Below are 18870 nucleotides of genomic sequence, written 5' to 3'. Positions count from 1 at the left end.
GGTTTTCCTGGGTGTCTCATGCAAAACGCTATTCAACGCATAAACCGTAAGGGCAAACCCTGACAGTCTTCATTTAGACGTTCGGCGTGCCAGGCAATTTGCCCCGAAACCAATGTCGTGCTGACGCTGTGTCGAAAGTGCTGCCCGGCGAACGGTGTCCAGCCGCATTGAGCGAGAATCGGCTGCCGGGAAACAGCTTTGCCGGCAGGCTCTGGTTTGATCAAAACGAGGTCGGCCCAATAACCTTCACGCAGGTAACCGCGATCCGGTATGGCAAACAGATCGGCCACGCGATGGCTGGTTTTGGCCACCAGGGTGGTCAGTGGAATCAACTGATCGGCCACCAGTTCCAGCAGCGCGGGGAGGGCGTGTTGTACCAGCGGCAACCCGGAAGGTGCCTGTCGGTAGGGCAACTGTTTTTCAGCCCAGGTGTGGGGCGCGTGGTCGCTGCCGATGATGTCCAGTCGGCTGCTGAGCAACGCTTGGCGCAATGCATCGCGGTCAGCTTGAGTCTTGATCGCCGGGTTGCACTTGATGAGATTACCCAGGCGCAGATAGTCGCGATCATCGAACAGCAAGTGATGCAGGCAGACTTCGGCGCTGATGTGTTTTTCCTTCAGCGGTTTGTCTTCGAACAAGGCCAGTTCGCGAGCAGTGGTCAGGTGCAAAACATGCAATCGAGTGCCGTGTCGTTTGGCCAGATCGACCGCCATTGAGGAGGAGCGAAAGCACGCCTCGGCATCGCGAATCAGCGGATGAGCCGCAACGGGAATGTTCTCCCCGAACAGTTCGGCAAGGTTGTTTTCGTTGGTCTGAATGCTTGGCGTGTGTTCGCAATGGGCTAGCAGGATCGTCGGAACCTCGGCAAAAAGCCGTTCAAGAATTTTCGGGTCGTCCACCAGCATGTTGCCGGTGGAGGCGCCCATGAAGACTTTGACCCCGGCGACCTCGCAGGGGTTGAGAGCTGCGACAGTGTCGAGGTTGTCGTTGCTGACGCCGAAGTGAAAGCCGTAATTGGCCACCGAGTGGATCGCCGCCCGGCGCTTTTTTTCGGCCAGTGCATCGAGCGTCAGGGTTGCCGGTCGGGTGTTGGGCATGTCCATGAAACTGGTGATACCCCCCGCTACGGCTGCCCGCGATTCGGTATGGATGCTGCCTTTGTTCGGTGCACCCGGATCACGAAAGTGCACCTGGTCGTCGATCATTCCCGGCAGCAACCATTGGCCATTGGCGTCGATTTCCAGCGTCGCGTTTTCACCTTCGATGCTGCTGGCGATCTTCACAATGCGCCCGTGATCCACCAGCAGATCGGCGTCGAACTCGCGGCCTTCATTGACCAGTCGGGCGTTGCGAATCAGCACGCTGCTCATGCTCAAAACTCGTTCTGCAGGGCTTTGTAGCCGCGCACCAGATCGACGTTGGTGCGCGCCACGTCCTCAGAAAACTCTGAGGCGCTGATGCTGACCGGCGGAAACTGCGACAAGTCGGTTTTGGGGCCGATGCGTGTGGTGGACGGCACATAGAAGTCGGCCGGCAAGTCTCGCCCGTCGACCACCGAGTTGTGCCGTACCACGCAGCCGTCGCCGACCGCACAGTTGAACAGCACGCTGTTGAAACCGATGAACACCCGGTTCCCGACGGTGCACGGGCCATGGACGATGGAGCGGTGAGCGATGGAACTGAACTCGCCGATGGTCACCGCTGCACCGGATTTGGAGTGGATCACCACACCATCCTGAATGTTCGAGTTGGCGCCGATGGTGATCGGTTCCATCTCGCCCGAGTCATCGACTTCATCAGCGCGAATCACCGCATAAGGACCGACGAAGACGTTCTCGCCAATCACTACCTTGCCGCAGATGATCGCGGTTTTATCGACGTAGGCGGACTCGGCAATCCGCGGCAAATCGCCGGACGGGTTCTTGCGGATCATGGCGTGCTCAAGGCGTTGTAAAGCGTGTTGAGGTTGTATTTGAACAGCCCGGAAAAGGTGCTGGCCGGACCTTCGGCGGCGAGTGCATCCGAGTACAGGGTGCCGCCAATGTGCGCGCCGCCTTCATCGGCGATTTGCTTGAGCAGGCGGGCGTCCTTGATGTTTTCCATGAACACCGCTTTGACCTTGGCCTGACGGATCTGGGTGATCAATGCGGCCACTTCGGCGGCAGACGGTTCGCGTTCGGTGGACAGGCCTTGAGGTGCCATGAAGTCGATGCCGTACGCTTGACCCAGATAGCCGAAGGCGTCATGAGACGTAACGATCTTGCGGTTGCCCGGAGGCAATGCGCCGAGCTTGGCTTTGGCTTCGGCCAGCAGACGATAGATCTGTTTCAGGTAGGTCTGGCTGTTGTGTTCATAGTCGGATTTGTTCGCCGGGTCTGCGGCGATCAGCGCCTTGGTGATGTTGTTCACATAGAGTTCGGTATTCGCCAGATTGTGCCAGGCATGCGGGTCGGGGAGGGTCTCGCCGTTCTCGTTCATGGTCCTTGGAATCACCCCGCGGCTAGCGGTGATTACTGGGGTTTTGGTGGCAGTGCTGGCAACCATGCGGTCCAGCCACGGCTCGAAACCGAGGCCGTTCTTGAAGATCAGCTTGGCTTTGAGCAGGGCCTTGGCGTCGTCCGGAGTGGGCTCGTAGGTATGAGCGTCAGCGTCCGGGCCGACCATGTTGGTGATCTGGATGTGTTCGCCGCCGACCTGATGAACCATGTCGGCAAGGATGCTGAAGCTGGTGACCACCGGGAGCTTTTCGGCTGCCGATGCCGTTGAAAGCGACATCGACAACCACACACTGAATAGCACGAGTAGAGCGCGCATCGGGAAACACCTCATTGGGACGTGAGCAAAGGCGGGCGCCGCAGCAGTCCGTGCACCGGACCGAACACCACGGATAGCAGGTACAACGCGCCGGCTACCAGCACGATGGCCGGGCCGCTGGGCAGCGAGTAGTAGAACGACAGCAACAGACCGAACCATACCGAGAGACAGCCGAGCAGCCCGGCGATGGCCATCAACATTGGCAAGTGACGGCTCCAGAAGCGTGAAGCAGCGGCCGGCAACATCATCAAACCGACCACCATCAGTGCGCCGATGGCCTGGAAACCGATCACCAGATTCAGCACCACCAGGGTCAAAAACACGCCGTGTGCCAAAGGGCCAAGACGGCTGACGGTTTGCAGAAACAGTGGGTCGAGGGTGTCCAGCAGCAGTGGCCGATAGATCAGCGCCATGGCGATCAGGCTGATCCCCGAGACCCAGAGCATGCCGGTTAATGTTGGGCCATCGACAGCCAATGCCGAGCCGAACAACAGGTGGAGCAAGTCGAGGCGTTTGCCGGCTATCCCCAGAATCAGCACGCCACTGGCCAGCGAGATGGGGTAGATCGCCGCCAGGCTGGCGTCCTCCCGAAGGCCAGTGCGGCGAGTGATCCACGCTGCCAATCCGGCCATGCTCAGCCCCGCGCCGAGGCCACCGATGGTCAGTGCTGGCAAGCTCAAACCGGCGAACCAAAACCCTAATGCGGCGCCAGGCAAGATGCCGTGAGCCACGGCGTCGCCGATCAGGCTCATGCGCCTCAGGATCAGAAACACCCCAAGCGGTGCGGTGCTGCAAGCCAATACCAGACCGCCGATTAGAGCTCGGCGCATGAACACGAATTCGTGGAACGGTTGCCAAAGTTGCGCAGCGACGAGCATTACGCCACCTGCGTATGTGGTTGCTGGAGGATCAGTTCACGGCTCGGCGCCAGGACACAGCCCGAGCTTTTGATCAGCAATGCTTGAGGAATGTGTTGGCGAACCGCAGCCAGGTCATGACACACCACGACCAGCGTTCGGCCCTCGTTGTGCCAGCTGTGGATGTGTTTCCACAGCAGCGCCTGGCCGAGTTCGTCCAGTGCGGCGTGAGGTTCGTCGAGCAGCAACAGTGGCGCTTCGGCGAGGCTCAGACGAGCGAGCAGGGCGCGTTGCAATTCGCCGCCCGACAGCGCCATCAACGGGCGTTGTTCCAAACCGTTCAGACACCAGTCGTTCAGCACGCTGTCGAGGCGTTGGCGGCGAACGTCCGGAGTTTGTTTGTTGCCCCAGAATCCGGCACTCACCAACTCTTGCAGGCTGATGGGGAACTGTCGGTCGAGGTGCTGTTGTTGTGGCAAAAAGGACAAGCCACCCCGTGGTGAAACGTCGAGAGCAACTTTGCCAGCCAGCGGCTTTTGCAGACCGGCGATGACTTTCAGCAAGCTGCTTTTGCCCGAGCCGTTGGCACCGATGATTGCGGTCAGGCTTCCGCCGGGTAAATCGAAATCGAGGGCGGGAGTGAGCGGTTGACCGGGCGCACCCCAGCGGAGCCCTTGGCAGCGAATCATGCGGCCTCCCAGTTCCAACGACTTTCAGCGACTGCATCGTGGGCGTGCAGACTTTCAGCGTGAACCACGCGCAACTGAAATGCCTTGATGCCGGGAGAGCGTTTCAACGCCAGATTCAAACGTCGTGCAGCGTCTTCGCAGAACATCAGGTTCTGGCCATTCGCGAGAGCGAAGGCTTGTTCGTCGGCACGCTTTACTGCGGTTTGAACGGCGGTGCCGAGCGCGGCTTCCGCATCATTGATCGCCGCGATCAAGGGCAGATCGTCCAGATAGTCATCCAGTCGTAGCCGCAATTGCGCACTGCTGCGTTGGCTGTGGGGCGTCGCGACGATGCCTTTTGATGATCCGAGCCAAGTCAAAACGTCGGCGTGCTGCAACGGCTTGTTGGCAAAGTCATCGATGAATTGCTGCTGAATAAGTTGTCTCGACAGTGCGGCTGAACAGGGGCATGTGGACGAATAAAGAACTTCAATTTTAAGTTCCACGTGGAACACTGTGTTTTCCAAGCGCGCTTCGATGCTGATCGGATAGCTTTTCCAGCCGGCCAAAGGGCTGATCAGGGCTGGGCGTTTGAGCAGTAAATCAGCGTGAATGCGCAGGTAAGCGGCATTGGATAAACCCTCGTGGCTGTCGAGGAAACGTTGCAGAACTTGCCGCAATAACGCCGGGGTGAGGCTTTCTTGCTCCAGCATCTCCAGCGCCAGATACAGCCGCGACATATGAATGCCACGCGCTTCGCCATCATCGAGACTGACGCCCGCGTCGGCTCTTGCGCTTAATCGCTGACCGTCGAACACAACAGGAAGAGCAATGCCGCACATGCCCACCCATTCGAGTGGCAAGGCTTGGCGTGAGGCCTGCGCGGCGATATCCGGCAAAGTCAGCGCATTCATGAGCAGGTCCATCGTTGGAAATATTTTGCCATGTTATATTATAACAATACAGTCGACGATACCTTTTTCTCGAGCGGTCTTTCACTATGCACAGGCGACAATTGCTCAACCTGTTGTTGGCCAGCGCTGCGCTGGTTTTACCCTTCGGCGTGTCGGCCACGCAGATCCGCAATGCACGGCTCTGGCGTTCGGATGACAAGCTTCGCCTGGTACTCGATCTGAGCGGACCGGTGCAGTACAAAACCTTCTCGTTGAGCGCGCCCGAGCGACTGATCATCGACTTGAGCGGTGCGCAGCTCAGCGGTGACTTCAGCCAATTGGCGCTCACCAACACGGTGATTCGTTCGATCCGTTCCGGGCACTTCGGACAAGGCGATACGCGGATCGTGCTCGACCTTACCGGTCCAGTGCGGCTCAATAGTTTTCAACTGCCGCCACAGGACGGGCAGGGCCATCGTCTGGTGCTCGACCTGCTCAACGCCGCGCCCGTGCAGATCGCTGCGGCGGCACCTTTGGTCCAGCGTGAAACACCGGCTGACAAGGCTCACCCCAAGCGCGACATCATCGTCGTGGTCGACCCCGGTCATGGTGGCAAGGACCCCGGCGCAATTGGTGCCAAAGGCGAGCGCGAAAAAGATGTGGTGCTGTCCATCGCACAATTGCTGGCCAAGCGATTGAAGCGCGAGAAAGGTTTTGATGTGAAATTGGTGCGCAACGACGACTTCTTCGTGCCGCTACGCAAGCGCGTGGAGATCGCCCGTACGCACAAGGCTGACATGTTCATCTCGGTGCACGCTGACGCGGCGCCACGGCTCACGGCTTCTGGCGCTTCGGTTTATGCATTGTCCGAAGGTGGCGCGACTTCGGCCACGGCGCGCTTCATGGCGCAACGGGAAAACGGCGCGGACTTGCTGGGGGCAAGCAGTCTGCTCAACTTGAAGGACAAGGATCCGATGCTCGCCGGGGTGATTCTCGACATGTCGATGAACGCCACTATCGCCGCCAGTTTGCAGCTTGGCAGCACGGTACTTGGCAGCCTGGCAGGCATTACCACGTTGCATCAGAAACGTGTGGAACAGGCCGGATTTGCGGTGCTGAAGTCACCGGATGTGCCATCGATCCTGGTCGAGACCGGCTTCATTTCCAACGCCCGCGACAGCCAACGGCTGGTGACGGCGCGGCATCAAAAGGCGGTAGCCGACGGACTTTTTGAAGGTTTGCAGCGCTATTTTCAGAAGAATCCGCCGCTAAACAGTTACATGGCCTGGCAACAGTCGCAGCAAAAATCGCAGGTCTAGCAGCCCGTCAGTCGGCTACAGGTGAACTTGCCGCTGGAACCGCCGGAGCTGGAAAACCGATTGAGGGTGGTCCAGCCAACGCGGCGGCTGTAACCGACCCAGGCTTCTCCATCCGATGCCAAACCGGTGAAGAACGTCAGTTGGCCGTAACGGCTGCTGGTTTGCGCCCAATAGCGTTTACCGCTCACTTCAAACCCGCGCATGTAGGTCGTGCTGCCCGCCGTGGCGACGCTGTAAGTGTTGCCGTCCGGGTCCACGCAGGCCAGCAGATTGGCGCTGCGCGTGCACTTCGCCTGGCTCGATGCCTGCGCGCAGGCGTTTGCCGCGAACAACAGCGAAAGGCTCAACAGTGTGCATTTCAAGGCGTTGTGCATGGGTTTTCTCGTGGTGCGAACGGGCTCAAGCATTGCGTCCTTCGTCGCAGGGAGCAAGAGGGGGATTGGTGTCTTTATGTTGTTATACTATAACATTAAAAAATCGCCCGACCGGCCACTCCCGATGAGGAACACCTGATGCCCAATCGTCTCCCCGTTACCGTGCTGTCCGGCTTTCTCGGCGCCGGCAAAAGCACGCTGCTCAACTACGTACTGCGCAACCGCGAGAATCTTCGGGTCGCGGTGATCGTCAATGACATGAGCGAAATCAACATCGACGGCAGCGAAGTCCAGCGCGATGTCACCTTGAACCGCGCCGAAGAAAAACTCGTCGAAATGAGTAACGGCTGCATTTGCTGCACCTTGCGCGAAGACCTGCTGGAAGAGGTCAGCAAGCTGGCCAGGGACGGTCGCTTTGATTACCTGCTGATCGAGTCCACCGGTATTTCCGAACCTCTTCCCGTGGCGGAAACATTCACCTTTCGCGACGAAGAAGGCCAAAGCCTGGCCGACATCGCGCGGCTCGACACCATGGTCACGGTGGTCGACGGGATGAACTTTCTGCTCGATTACCAGGCCGCCGAAAGCCTCGCATCACGGGGTGAAACCCTTGGCGAGGAAGATGAGCGTTCGATCACGGATTTACTGATCGAGCAGATCGAATTCGCCGACGTGCTGCTGATCAGCAAGATCGATCTGATCAGCAGTTCAGAGCGCGAAGAGTTGATCGCGATCCTCAAACGGCTCAACGCACAGGCGCACATTATCCCGATGGTCATGGGTGAAGTACCGTTGAAACAGATCCTCAACACCGGCCGCTTCGACTTTGAAAAAGCCTCTCAGGCACCGGGCTGGCTGCAGGAATTGCGCGGTGAGCATGTGCCGGAAACCACTGAGTACGGCATCGCTTCCATGGCTTATCGGGCGCGTCGACCGTTTCATCCGCAGCGCTTTTTCAGCTTCATCGATCAGCCGTGGGTGAACGGAAAACTGCTGCGCTCCAAGGGCTTTTTCTGGTTGGCCAGCAAGCATCAGGACGCCGGTAGCTGGTCGCAGGCCGGTGGCTTGATGCGTCACGGGTTTGCCGGTCGCTGGTGGCGCTTCGTACCGAAAGCGCAGTGGCCACAGGATCAGGAAAGTACCGCCGCGATCATGGAAAACTGGACCCCAGCCACCGGTGATTGCCGTCAGGAACTGGTGTTCATCGGCCAGAATATCGACTTTGCCCAACTCACCGCGCACCTCGATAACTGCCTGCTCAACGATGACGAAATGTCCCTCGGTGTCGAAGGCTGGCGCCTGATGGCAGACCCGTTTGGTCCATGGCTCGAAGAGGAGGCGGCCTGATGTTGGCGCCGAGTCTGAAAGCGCGCCCGGTGGTTCGTCAGGTACAGGGGCAAACCCCAGACGTCTTCACGCAGATACTTCAAGACGGCACCAACCTGGCGCTCTGGCAGCGTCGTTTGCCGGCACATATCGCTGACTTCGGCGCATTGCTGTTATCGCTGAACGAGCCGCTGGCCGAGTCGTTGGTGGTGGAATTGGCGACTGACGACGCTGAACCCAATCTGCGTGGCCTGGCCGAAAGCTACAGTGACCTGGAGGGCCACGAAGGGTTTATCGCCGATGTTTCATGGTTGGTCAGCGCGTTTGCCTGCTTGCTGGGCGCGACGCGTATCGGCTTGCGTTTGCGGGTGCTGGATAACGCCATGTGCCCGCGTTTTCATGTCGATCATGTGCCGGTGCGGCTGATCACCACCTACGCCGGCATCGGCAGTCAGTGGCTCAGAGAGGGCGCTATGGATCGTAAGAATCTGGCCAGAGCGGAGGCCGAGCCGCAGGGCTGTGAGCAAATGCTCTGTGGTGAAGTGGCGTTGCTCAAGGGCGAGAAGTGGCACGGCAACGAGGGTTTCGGGCTGATTCATCGTTCGCCGCAACCCGCACCGGGTGAGCGTCGGCTGGTCCTGACGCTCGACTGGCTCGGTTGATTCAAGGCGTGAGCCAAGCGCCCTGGCTTTGGCTTTCGCAATACGGCTTGAGGTACGCGGCGTCTGTGGCTACGCCGTAATAGTGAATATCCTGTCGGTAAGGCATATTGGCAACTTGAGCGTTGCTGCACACACCAAAGGCGCCGCTGGGGCATTGGTCGAGGAATGCGACGTCGATCTTCTGCCCCGCGAGGTTTGGTTGACAGAAACCGTCATGGAACATTTTTTCCGGGATATTGCGGTTCTGCTGACAGACTTTGACGTCGAGCCGCTCCGCCTGGCTGTGAACCACGCAGGCCTGGGCCAACGCCTCGCCCGAAGCGAGGGCCAACAGCAACGACAAGCCGATCAGTCGCATCCTTTTCCTCCCTAGAAGCCGCCGAACATGTTGCAGAACATTCCTACTCACGTCATCGCCGGACCGTTAGGCGCCGGCAAGACCAGCCTGATCAAGCATCTGCTGACGCAGCGGCCGGCGAACGAGCGCTGGGCGGTGCTGATCAACGAGTTTGGTCAGATCGGTCTCGACGCCGCGTTGCTGACCACGGGCGCCGATGGTATCGCACTGGGAGAAGTGGCTGGCGGCTGTTTGTGTTGCGTGAATGGTGCGCCGTTTCAGATTGGCCTCGGGCGGTTGCTGCGCAAGTCACGGCCGGACCGCTTGTTTATCGAACCCTCGGGGCTGGGACATCCGGCGCAATTGCTCAAGCAATTAAGTGAAGCGCCGTGGCAGGGCGTACTGGCGATTCAACCGAGCGTTCTGGTGCTCGACGCTCAAGCTCTGGCTGCCGGAAAACCACTGCCAGAGGCGCAGCAGCAAGCGCTAGCGAGCGCGGGTCTGTTGCTGTTGAACAAGGCCGAGCACCTGAACGATGAAGATCGCCAGCGCATCACCGTGCAGTTACCGGAATGCCCGCTGTATTGGACGCAGCAGGGCGCTCTGGCATTGGCTGACTTGCCGGGCGTGCACAGTCGAGCGGTCGAGGGTGTGGATAACTTCAAAGTGCCTAAAGGTCTGGCGCAGATGCCGGCAGTCTGGCCTGATTCGACGCAGCCGATTAGCCTGAGCCAGCAGCAGGAAGGTGGCTGGAGCATTGGTTGGCGTTGGCACCCGAGTCAGTCGTTCGAACTTTCCCGGGTCCAGGCTTGCCTGGCGGCGTTGGACTGGCGCCGGGCCAAGCTGGTTATCCACAGCGCCGAGGGTTGGGTGTCGGCCAATTCGCTGGATAACGCCGCGCTGCGCTGGCAACCCAGTGAATGGCGTCAGGACTCGCGCATCGAGCTGATTTTCGATAAGCCGCAGGATGCCGAATCACTACAGGGGAAGCTTGCGAGTTGCCGGGTGAACCTGACTTAACGCGGTTCAGGGCTCAGTGGCGCAACTTGTTGTGGTCCTGGCGCCATTGACTCAGCTCGATCACCTCGGCGCTGGGCAGCACAGGTTTTTCCTCGAGCGGGACCGGGTAGGGTGCCAATTCGATTTGCGCGCTATGGGCACCGAATTGGGTAATGGTGCCCATGTGACGCGTTTCGCCGGTCACGGTGAACTCAAAGTTATACACGCGGGCCAGGCGTCGCCGCCCGTTGGCGTCCTTCACGAAGCCGATTTTTTTCAACGCCACATTGCCGTCGAGCAATTCGATGTCGAGCTTGGCGCAATGCCGCTTGACCCGTTCCAGGGCCCGCTCGCGCAAGCCATGGTTGTGCCACAGCCAGGCGGCACCGGTCGCCAGCAGCATCAGCACGAAGATATTTCCAAGGGTCAGCATGAACAGCGCTCCAACGAATTAGTATCAGCTTAACTGTGTCTCTGGTCTGTCGTACAGGCCGCGATTAGTCGCATACTGCGCGGCTCGAATTTCAATCGGTTTACGGATATCCCGCATGAAACGTACTCCTCATCTGCTCGCCATCCAGTCCCACGTGGTTTTCGGTCACGCCGGCAACAGCGCCGCGGTTTTCCCGATGCAGCGGGTCGGGGTGAACGTCTGGCCGCTGAATACCGTGCAGTTTTCCAACCACACTCAATACGGACAGTGGGCCGGTGAAGTGCTGGCGCCGCAGCAGATTCCCGATCTGGTAGAAGGGATTGCGGCGATTGGCGAGCTGGGCAACTGCGACGCCGTGCTGTCCGGTTATCTGGGCAGTGCCGCTCAAGGACGGGCGATCCTTAGCGGCGTTGCACGAATCAAGGCGATCAACCCCAGCGCCTTGTACCTGTGCGACCCGGTGATGGGGCATGCGGAGAAAGGTTGCATCGTACCGGCTGAAGTCAGCGACTTCCTGCTGGATGAAGCGGCGGCGGTGGCGGACTTCATGTGCCCGAATCAGTTGGAGCTGGACAGTTTCTCCGGTCGCAAGCCGCAGTCATTGTTCGATTGCCTGGCGATGGCTCGCGCGCTGCTGGCGCGTGGCCCGAAGGCGGTGCTGGTCAAGCATCTGGACTATCCCGGCAAGTTGCCGGAGAGCTTCGAGATGTTGCTGGTGACGGCCGAAGGCAGTTGGCATCTGCGTCGTCCATTGCTGGCGTTTCCACGTCAGCCGGTGGGCGTGGGCGACCTGACGTCGGGCCTGTTCCTGGCGCGGGTGTTGTTGGGTGACAGCCTGGTCGCGGCCTTTGAGTTTGCGGCGTCCGCAGTGCATGAAGTGCTGCTGGAAACCCAGGCCAGCGCGAGCTACGAGCTGGAACTGGTGCGGGCCCAGGACCGCATTGCCCATCCTCGGGTGAAGTTCGAGGCGACGGCGATCAGTTTGTAACGGCGTCACGGCGGAAAAGATCGCAGCCTGCGGTAGTTTCTACAGAGGCTGCGATCGGCGCGGTGTCAGGCGTCAGCCTTGATTTCGCGATAACGCTGATCCAGTTCCTGACGAATCTGCCGACGCTGTTTGGCTTGGGCGTATCGGCGTTTATCTTCGCTGTTCTGCGGTTGCAACGGCGGGACAGCCGCCGGCTTACGCTGATCGTCGACCGCAACCATGGTGAAGAAGCAGCTATTGGTGTGACGCACCGAGCGCTCGCGGATGTTCTCGGTCACCACCTTGATGCCGACCTCCATCGAGGTATTGCCGGTGTAGTTGACCGAAGCCAGAAAGGTCACCAGCTCACCGACATGGATCGGCTCGCGAAAGATCACCTGATCCACCGACAGGGTTACCACGTAGCGCCCGGCATAACGGCTGGCGCAGGCGTAGGCGACTTCGTCGAGGTATTTGAGCAGGGTGCCGCCGTGGACATTGCCAGAGAAGTTGGCCATGTCGGGGGTCATCAATACCGTCATCGACAGCTGGGCGTTTCCGGGTTCCATAGCACACTACTCACGGTTCAAGGCTGGGATTGCGGGAGCACCTCTGTGGGTGCCTGGCTGGTTTTTCAAAACCACCGTTAACGGGACGCCACGCCAATGAAGGCCGTCACGCCCGAATCGATCTGTTTCTATATATTGCACCGCCTTTGCGCCCGAAGTCGCGGTGTTACCCTTCAAAAGCCCACCTCAAGGGCCCTTTCATCCGATCTGGTAATCGCCCAACGACGTCAGCACACCCACGCGCCAAGGAGCCCTCGCCATGCATGCCATCAGTTTTATTCAGGACCTGGCAGTGATCATGCTGGTTGCGGGTGTGGTGACCATTGTTTTTCATCGGCTCAAACAGCCGGTTGTCCTGGGCTATATCGTGGCCGGTTTCATCATCGGCCCGCACACCCCGCCATTCGGGTTGATCCACGACGAGCAAACCATCAAGACCCTCGCCGAACTCGGGGTGATTTTCCTGATGTTCTGCCTGGGCCTGGAGTTCAGCCTGCGCAAGCTGTTCAAGGTCGGTGCCACGGCGTTTATCGCGGCGTTCCTGGAAATCGTGCTGATGATCTGGATCGGTTACGAAATCGGCCGCTGGTTTGACTGGAGCACCATGGACTCGCTGTTTCTTGGCGCGATCCTGGCGATTTCCTCGACCACCATCATCGTCAAGGCCCTCAACGACCTGAAGATGAAGAACCAGCGCTTTGCCCAGCTGATCTTTGGTGTGCTGATCGTCGAAGACATCCTCGGCATCGGCATTATTGCCTTGCTCTCGAGTATCGCCGTCAGCGGCACCGTGAGCTCCGGCGAGGTGTTTTCCACGGTCGGCAAACTCTCTTTGTTCATGATCGTCGCACTGGTGGTCGGGATCCTGCTGGTGCCGCGCTTGCTGGCTTATGTGGCGAAGTTCGACAGCAACGAAATGCTGCTGATCACCGTGCTTGGCCTGTGTTTTGGCTTTTGCCTGCTGGTGGTCAAGCTTGAATACAGCATGGTGCTCGGGGCGTTTCTGATTGGCGCGATCATGGCCGAGTCTCGGCAACTGGTGAAAATTGAACGCCTGATCGAGCCTGTTCGCGACATGTTTAGCGCCATCTTTTTCGTTGCGATCGGTCTGATGATCGATCCGCAGATTCTTCTTCAGTACGCCTGGCCCATTGCGGTAATCACCGTCGCAGTGGTGCTCGGCAAGATGCTCTCTTGCGGCCTTGGGGCGTTTATCGCCGGCAATGACGGACGCACCTCGCTGCGAGTCGGCATGGGTCTGTCGCAGATTGGCGAGTTCTCTTTCATCATCGCGGCGCTGGGCATGACCTTGCAGGTCACCAGCGATTTCCTTTATCCGGTGGCGGTCGCTGTTTCGGCCATCACCACCTTACTGACGCCGTACCTGATCCGTGCCGCCGATCCGCTTTCGTTAAAGCTGGCTGCAGTTATCCCGCAACGTTTGGGCCGTGTGTTGGGGATGTATGGGGAGTGGCTGCGCAGCATTCAACCGCAGGGCGAGGGTGCGCAGCTGGCGTCGATGATTCGGCGGATTTTGTTGCAGGTCGGGGTCAATCTGGCGCTGGTGATGGCAATCTTCTTCTCGGGCAGTTTTTTTGCCGAGCGGATTTCCAGCTATCTGCATGCCTGGATCAATGATCCGAGCTGGCAGAAGGCGTTGATCTGGGGCGGGGCGTTGTTGCTGTCGCTGCCATTCCTGATTGCCGCCTATCGCAAGCTGAAGGCGCTCTCGATGTTGCTGGCGGAAATGGGCGTGAAACCGGAGATGGCGGGCCGCCACACGCAGCGAGTGCGTCGGGTGATCGCCGAAGTGATCCCGATACTCTCGCTGCTGGTGATTTTCCTGCTGCTGGCAGCCTTGTCGGCCAGTATCTTGCCGACCAACAAGTTGCTGGTGCTGATTGCCGTCGTGACCGCCGCGGTGGCGGCCCTGCTCTGGCGCTGGTTCATCCGCGTGCACACGCGGATGCAGGTCGCCCTGCTGGAAACCCTGGACAACCACAAGGACTCGTCCGGGCATTGAGGACTGGTTAATGAGCCGTAGCAGCTGGCGTAGCCTGCGTTCGGTTGCGCAGCGACCGTAAACCCTACCGCTCGGTTAACCTGAAACACCTCTTTGCCTGATTTTACGACTGCTACGCAGCCGGACGCAGGCTACGCCAGCTGCTACAGACCAAGGCAGATCAGCTTTCCAGCCAGACGTCCCGCGCCCAGTGCCACACCGATTCCCAGGTTTCTTCGGCCAACAGCTCTTCTTCGGCCAGCCACAGCACCACGGTGCCGTCTTCTTCGACCAGGTAGTAGTTGTCACCGTCCTGGCAGATCGGAATCATGCTGCGATCAACACCGGCATCCCAGGCGTTGGCGGCAACGTCCGGCAGGTAGGTGTGCGATTGCGGGTCAGTGACAGTCACCGGCTCCAGGCTGCCGTACACGACGTCGCTGACGGTCAGCAGGAATTCTCTGAAGACGAACGGGATATCGATGAACAGTTGTTCTTCGATTTCCACCAGCAGGTCTTCGTCAGGCAGCTCCAAGGGCACCGGTACCGGTTCGTTGGCTTCTCGCAGTTGTTCGATGATTTCTTCCACGTCCGGGATCCTCTTGCTCAATGGCGCGGTTTAGTTGGGGCGGTTTATACAGTAGCTCGCTATAGATGCAACTGCGAAATAGAAAACCCCGGACGAGTCCGGGGTTTTCATTACAGCATGCTCGGTTCTGTCTGGAACACGCCTGCGCGTCGATCATCCGGCGTTAAAAACAGGCTCGGAATGCTCATTGACTAACGTCAACTCCGCTTCCTCACCTGTTTTTGCCTTGTCTGATCTTAGCTCGGCATCTTCCAAACAGAACCGTGGGCTATTAGCCGTTCTGACGAATACCAGCCACCAGCCAAGGCTGGTTTTCGCCTTGCGGACGTTCCATGTTCCAACTTTCGCTGAACACTTCGCCCTGGTCGAAGCGCGAGGTTTTCGACACGCCCGTAAAGGTCAGGGTGGCGATGGTCTTGTCTGCACGATCATCCACGCCGTCCAGTTGAACGTGGAGGTTGTCGATATAGGTGGACTGGAAGCCGTCACCCAGATCGGCGCGTTCGCGTTTGAGGAACTCCAGCATTTGCGGGGTCACGAACTCGGCGATCTTGTCCATTTCATTGGCGTCCCAGTGCTGTTGCAGGGACTGGAAGTGGTTGCGTGCGGCTTCAACGAAGCGCTCTTCGTTGAACCAGGCCGGAGCGTTGATCACCGGACGAGCGGCAGCAGGGGCAGCCGAACCGCCGAAGATCGAACCCATGGCCGGCTTCTGTTCGTACACTTCACGCTGCATTGGCGCGCCCGCAGGGGCCATATGCTCTTGTTGCTTGCGGCGACGAGCGGCGATGAAGCGAAAGATCACGAACGCAATGATTGCCATGATCAGGATGTCGAAAATCTGCATGCCCTGGAAGCCGCCGCCCATGAACATGGAGGCCAGCAGGCCGCCGGCAGCGATACCGGCCAGAGGGCCGAGCCAGCGCGAAGCACCGCCAGCTTTGGCGGCAGCGCCTGCGGCACCCGCAGCACCGGCGGTCGCGGCAGCAGGACCCATGCCAGGCGAGGACGGCGCCATTTGGCTGGTCTGGTGGGTAGGCGCAGCGCCTACGCTTTTGCCGCCACCGAAGCGCTTGGCGTTGGCGTCGAGGCTCATCGTCAGGCCGATGCACAGCGCCAGGGCGATGCTAAGAAAACGTTTCATAAAGGGAATTCCCATTTGTGGATGGCACGCGCGCCATGTTGCACAGGTGAAGTGACACTGGCTAGCGGCAGAGTGTTTCGGGCTTTTGCCTGACAGGCTGCGTTCAGCTCCGTCGATACAAGGAGGCGCTTGTACATTTGTCTGTAGGACAAGTGGATAGATAGAGCAGGAGCGTTGTTTAACGTCGCAATGCCAACATCACCACACCCGCCGTGATCAGACCGATTCCGCCCCATTGACGCAGGTCGAGCCGCTCACCCAACAACACTACGCCCAACACGGCGACCAGCACCACACTGAGTTTGTCGACGGGTGCTACCAGCGAGGCTGGCCCGAGTTTCAGCGCACGAAAGTAGCAAATCCACGAGGCACCGGTTGCCAGGCCGGACAGCAGCAGGAACAGGTAGCTCTTGGCGGATATCGATCCCAGTGACTGATATTGGCCCGTTGCGTACAAAATCAAGGCCAGGCTGACCAGTACCACGATCGTGCGCAGCAGCGTGGCGAAGTCGGAATTGACGTTTTCGATGCCGACCTTGGCGAAAATCGCCGTCAGCGCAGCGAAAGCCGCCGACAGCAGGGCCCAGAATGTCCAGGAAGAAAAGAAGCCCGAGCCCATGTGTGATCCTCACCGTTTATCGTTCCCACGCAGGAGCGTGGGAACGATCAAGCAGATAGCCGTTAGATGGCTTCGAGCTTGGCGTAGCCGAGCATCAGCCACTTGCTGCCTTCACTGAAGTTCACTTGCACCCGGGCCTGCGCGCCGGCGCCTTCGAAGTTGAGGATCACCCCTTCGCCGAAGACCGCGTGTTGCACTTGCTGACCGAGGCTGAACGCGGTTTCCGGGATTTCCGTGCCAGCGAACATGCTGCTCGAACTTTGCTTCTGGCCGCCACCGAATGGACGGCTGACGCTGTTGGACAGCCGCACTTCCTGAATCAGGCCTTTAGGCACTTCGCGTACGAAGCGTGAAACCTTGTTGTAGGTTTCGCTGCCGTACAGGCGTCGGGTTTCGGCGTAGGTCATCACCAGGTTTTGCATGGCCCGGGTAATGCCGACGTAGGCCAGGCGGCGTTCCTCTTCAAGGCGGCCGGGCTCTTCCAGGCTCATCTTGTGCGGGAACAGGCCTTCTTCCATGCCCACCAGGAACACGTAAGGGAATTCCAGGCCTTTGGCGCTGTGCAAGGTCATCAACTGAATGCTGTCTTCGTGCTCGTCGGCCTGGGTGTCGCCGGCCTCCAGCGAAGCGTGGCCGAGGAACGCGGCCAGCGGCGTCAGGTCTTCGTCTTCTTCGGCGCTTTCAAAGTTGCGCGCCGCGCTGACCAGTTCCTCAAGGTTTTCTACCCGCGCCTGACCTTTCTCGCCTTTTTCCGCTTGGTGATAGGCGATCAGGCCGGACTGCTCAATGACGGTCTGAGTCATCAGGTGCAGCGGCATTTCGGCGGTGGTGGTCGCCAGGTGCTCGATCAACTCGATGAACGCACCCAGGGCGCCGGCTGCACGACCGGTGAGGCCTTTATTGGCCACCAGTTGACGCATGGCTTCCCACATCGACACATCGCTGTGACGAGCGTGATCGCGGATCGCTTCGACGGTTTTTTCACCGATGCCACGGGCCGGAACGTTGATCACCCGTTCCAGCGCCGCATCGTTGCCGCGACCTTCGAGCAACCGCAGGTAAGCCATGGCGTTCTTGATTTCAGCCCGCTCGAAGAAGCGCTGGCCGCCATAGATGCGGTACGGAATGCGTTCGCGCAGTAGCGCTTCTTCCAAAACCCGCGATTGGGCGTTGGAGCGGTACAAAATCGCGATATCGCTACGTGCCATGCCGGTTTTCAGCGCGCTTTCGATGGTTTCCACCACGTAGCGTGCTTCGTCATGTTCGTTGAACGCGGCGTACAGGTTGATCGCTTCGCCTTCGCCGCCGTCGGTCCACAGCTCTTTGCCCAGGCGCCCGGTGTTGTTGGCGATCAAGGCGTTGGCAGCCTTGAGGATCCCGGCGGTGGAGCGGTAGTTCTGTTCCAGTCGAATGACTTCCGCGTCCGGGAAGTCGGCCGAATACTGGTGAATGTTCTCGATTTTCGCGCCGCGCCAGCCGTAGATCGACTGATCGTCGTCGCCAACCACCATCAGGCTGTCGCCGCCCTTGGCCAGCAGACGTAACCAGGCGTACTGCACGGCGTTGGTGTCCTGGAATTCGTCCACCAGCACATGACGGAAGCGCTTCTGATAATGCGCCAGCAGGCCCGGATGATCGCGCCACAGGTCGAGGGCGCGCAGCAGCAGTTCGGAGAAGTCGATGACGCCCGCGCGCAAGCACGCGGCCTCATAGGCTTCATAGATGCTGCGCATGGTGGCCAGGAACAGATCGCCACTGGCTTGAATATGTTGCGGGCGCAGACCTTCGTCTTTCTGCCCGTTGATGAACCACTGGGCCTGACGGGCCGGCCAGCGTTGCTCGTCGAGTCCCAGTTCGCGGATCACCCGCTTGACCAGACGTTGCTGGTCATCGCTGTCGAGGATCTGGAAAGTCTGGCTCAGGCCGGCTTCCTGCCAGTGCGCCCGCAGCAAGCGGTGCGCCAGGCCGTGGAAGGTGCCGACCCACATGCCGGCCGGGTTGATACCCATCAGCTGCTCGATGCGATGGCGCATCTCGGCAGCGGCCTTGTTGGTGAACGTCACCGACAGGATCGAGTGTGGCGAGGCGTTCTCGACCTGGATCAACCAGGCGATACGGTGCACCAGCACACGGGTTTTACCGGAACCAGCACCGGCCAGGACCAACTGACGACCCACGGAGGCAGCTACGGCCTGACGTTGGGCATCGTTGAGGGAGTTCAGCAGAAGGGAGAGATCATCGCGCATCAGGGCATTCTAGGGCGCCACGCCACACCGGGCAAACCGAGCTTTGCATTAA

Annotated in this window: 20 protein-coding genes; 6 read left to right on the top strand and 14 right to left on the bottom strand. The window is 59.5% G+C overall.

Going from position 1 to position 18870, the window contains the following annotated elements:
* Nucleotides 1-32 precede the first annotated feature (32 nt).
* Genes AABM55_RS29510 through folE2 form a run of 6 tightly spaced genes read right to left on the bottom strand, consistent with a single transcriptional unit; the run spans nucleotide 33 to nucleotide 5253 of the window.
* The gene (locus tag AABM55_RS29510) at nucleotides 33-1370 is read right to left on the bottom strand and encodes a dihydroorotase (protein ID WP_347928463.1); all 1338 of its coding nucleotides are present in this window, start codon (nucleotides 1368-1370) and stop codon (nucleotides 33-35) included.
* Nucleotides 1371-1372: 2 nt separating this feature from the next.
* Nucleotides 1373-1933 (bottom strand): DapH/DapD/GlmU-related protein, encoded by a 561-nt coding sequence (locus AABM55_RS29505; protein ID WP_103314829.1) that lies wholly within the window; start codon nucleotides 1931-1933, stop codon nucleotides 1373-1375.
* Entirely contained in the window at nucleotides 1930-2814 is an 885-nt protein-coding gene (locus tag AABM55_RS29500; RefSeq protein WP_347928461.1) for a metal ABC transporter substrate-binding protein, read from the bottom strand. Before AABM55_RS29500 ends, AABM55_RS29505 begins: the two co-directional genes overlap by 4 nt.
* Before the next feature lie 11 nt (nucleotides 2815-2825).
* The gene (locus tag AABM55_RS29495) at nucleotides 2826-3692 is read right to left on the bottom strand and encodes a metal ABC transporter permease (RefSeq protein ID WP_347928459.1); all 867 of its coding nucleotides are present in this window, start codon (nucleotides 3690-3692) and stop codon (nucleotides 2826-2828) included.
* Entirely contained in the window at nucleotides 3692-4360 is a 669-nt protein-coding gene (locus tag AABM55_RS29490; RefSeq protein WP_347928458.1) for an ATP-binding cassette domain-containing protein, read from the bottom strand. Before AABM55_RS29490 ends, AABM55_RS29495 begins: the two co-directional genes overlap by 1 nt.
* Nucleotides 4357-5253: a GTP cyclohydrolase FolE2 gene (gene folE2, locus AABM55_RS29485; protein ID WP_347928456.1), complete on the bottom strand. Its 897-nt coding sequence runs from the start codon at nucleotides 5251-5253 to the stop codon at nucleotides 4357-4359. Before folE2 ends, AABM55_RS29490 begins: the two co-directional genes overlap by 4 nt.
* Before the next feature lie 86 nt (nucleotides 5254-5339).
* Here folE2 and AABM55_RS29480 point away from each other — a divergent pair, with 86 nt between their 5' ends.
* Complete coding sequence (locus AABM55_RS29480; RefSeq protein ID WP_347928455.1) at nucleotides 5340-6551, top strand: N-acetylmuramoyl-L-alanine amidase; 1212 nt, start codon at nucleotides 5340-5342, stop codon at nucleotides 6549-6551.
* On the opposite strand, the gene AABM55_RS29475 is transcribed toward AABM55_RS29480, so the two are convergent.
* Entirely contained in the window at nucleotides 6548-6925 is a 378-nt protein-coding gene (locus AABM55_RS29475) for a glutamine synthetase (protein WP_347928454.1), read from the bottom strand. The two genes, AABM55_RS29480 and AABM55_RS29475, sit on opposite strands and share 4 nt — an antisense overlap.
* 138 nt (nucleotides 6926-7063) lie before the next feature.
* Between AABM55_RS29475 and zigA the strand changes: the two genes are divergently transcribed.
* Both zigA and AABM55_RS29465 read left to right on the top strand, forming a co-directional pair.
* Complete coding sequence (gene zigA / locus AABM55_RS29470; RefSeq protein WP_103314823.1) at nucleotides 7064-8272, top strand: zinc metallochaperone GTPase ZigA; 1209 nt, start codon at nucleotides 7064-7066, stop codon at nucleotides 8270-8272.
* Nucleotides 8272-8913, top strand: a complete 642-nt coding sequence (locus AABM55_RS29465) for a DUF1826 domain-containing protein (protein ID WP_347928453.1) — start codon at nucleotides 8272-8274, stop codon at nucleotides 8911-8913. The genes zigA and AABM55_RS29465 overlap by 1 nt, the downstream gene beginning before the upstream one ends.
* A gap of 1 nt (nucleotide 8914) precedes the next feature.
* Here AABM55_RS29465 and AABM55_RS29460 read toward each other — a convergent pair whose 3' ends face one another.
* Nucleotides 8915-9271, bottom strand: coding sequence for an NADH:ubiquinone oxidoreductase (locus AABM55_RS29460; RefSeq protein ID WP_347928452.1), 357 nt, complete (start codon nucleotides 9269-9271; stop codon nucleotides 8915-8917).
* Nucleotides 9272-9298: 27 nt separating this feature from the next.
* Here AABM55_RS29460 and AABM55_RS29455 point away from each other — a divergent pair, with 27 nt between their 5' ends.
* A complete protein-coding gene (locus tag AABM55_RS29455; protein ID WP_347928450.1) occupies nucleotides 9299-10270 on the top strand; it encodes a CobW-like GTP-binding protein in 972 nt (323 codons plus the stop codon).
* 13 nt (nucleotides 10271-10283) lie between these two features.
* Here the strand turns inward: AABM55_RS29455 and AABM55_RS29450 are convergent, their stop codons facing one another.
* A complete protein-coding gene (locus tag AABM55_RS29450) occupies nucleotides 10284-10682 on the bottom strand; it encodes a DUF3301 domain-containing protein (protein WP_103314819.1) in 399 nt (132 codons plus the stop codon).
* 115 nt (nucleotides 10683-10797) lie between these two features.
* Between AABM55_RS29450 and pdxY the strand changes: the two genes are divergently transcribed.
* Entirely contained in the window at nucleotides 10798-11670 is an 873-nt protein-coding gene (pdxY, locus tag AABM55_RS29445; RefSeq protein ID WP_103314818.1) for a pyridoxal kinase PdxY, read from the top strand.
* Nucleotides 11671-11735: 65 nt separating this feature from the next.
* Here pdxY and AABM55_RS29440 read toward each other — a convergent pair whose 3' ends face one another.
* Entirely contained in the window at nucleotides 11736-12218 is a 483-nt protein-coding gene (locus AABM55_RS29440; protein ID WP_019694342.1) for an acyl-CoA thioesterase, read from the bottom strand.
* A 259-nt stretch (nucleotides 12219-12477) separates the two neighbouring features.
* Here AABM55_RS29440 and AABM55_RS29435 point away from each other — a divergent pair, with 259 nt between their 5' ends.
* Nucleotides 12478-14241 (top strand): cation:proton antiporter, encoded by a 1764-nt coding sequence (locus AABM55_RS29435; protein WP_347928448.1) that lies wholly within the window; start codon nucleotides 12478-12480, stop codon nucleotides 14239-14241.
* 160 nt (nucleotides 14242-14401) lie between these two features.
* Here AABM55_RS29435 and AABM55_RS29430 read toward each other — a convergent pair whose 3' ends face one another.
* The 4 genes from AABM55_RS29430 to uvrD all read right to left on the bottom strand — a co-directional run bounded on the left by AABM55_RS29430 (nucleotide 14402) and on the right by uvrD (nucleotide 18818).
* The gene (locus tag AABM55_RS29430) at nucleotides 14402-14809 is read right to left on the bottom strand and encodes an SMI1/KNR4 family protein (RefSeq protein ID WP_019694340.1); all 408 of its coding nucleotides are present in this window, start codon (nucleotides 14807-14809) and stop codon (nucleotides 14402-14404) included.
* A 271-nt stretch (nucleotides 14810-15080) separates the two neighbouring features.
* Entirely contained in the window at nucleotides 15081-15953 is an 873-nt protein-coding gene (locus AABM55_RS29425) for a Tim44 domain-containing protein (protein ID WP_347928446.1), read from the bottom strand.
* A gap of 178 nt (nucleotides 15954-16131) precedes the next feature.
* Nucleotides 16132-16572 carry an EamA family transporter gene (locus AABM55_RS29420; RefSeq protein ID WP_071552707.1) on the bottom strand — a complete coding sequence of 147 codons (441 nt, stop codon included), beginning with the start codon at nucleotides 16570-16572 and terminating at the stop codon, nucleotides 16132-16134.
* A 62-nt stretch (nucleotides 16573-16634) separates the two neighbouring features.
* Nucleotides 16635-18818 carry a DNA helicase II gene (gene uvrD / locus AABM55_RS29415; RefSeq protein ID WP_054594789.1) on the bottom strand — a complete coding sequence of 728 codons (2184 nt, stop codon included), beginning with the start codon at nucleotides 18816-18818 and terminating at the stop codon, nucleotides 16635-16637.
* Nucleotides 18819-18870: the final 52 nt, after the last annotated feature.

It is taken from the genome of Pseudomonas helvetica, assembly GCF_039908645.1.
Taxonomy (GTDB): Bacteria; Pseudomonadota; Gammaproteobacteria; order Pseudomonadales; family Pseudomonadaceae; genus Aquipseudomonas; species Aquipseudomonas helvetica.
This window is presented reverse-complemented; position numbering and strand designations above follow the sequence as displayed.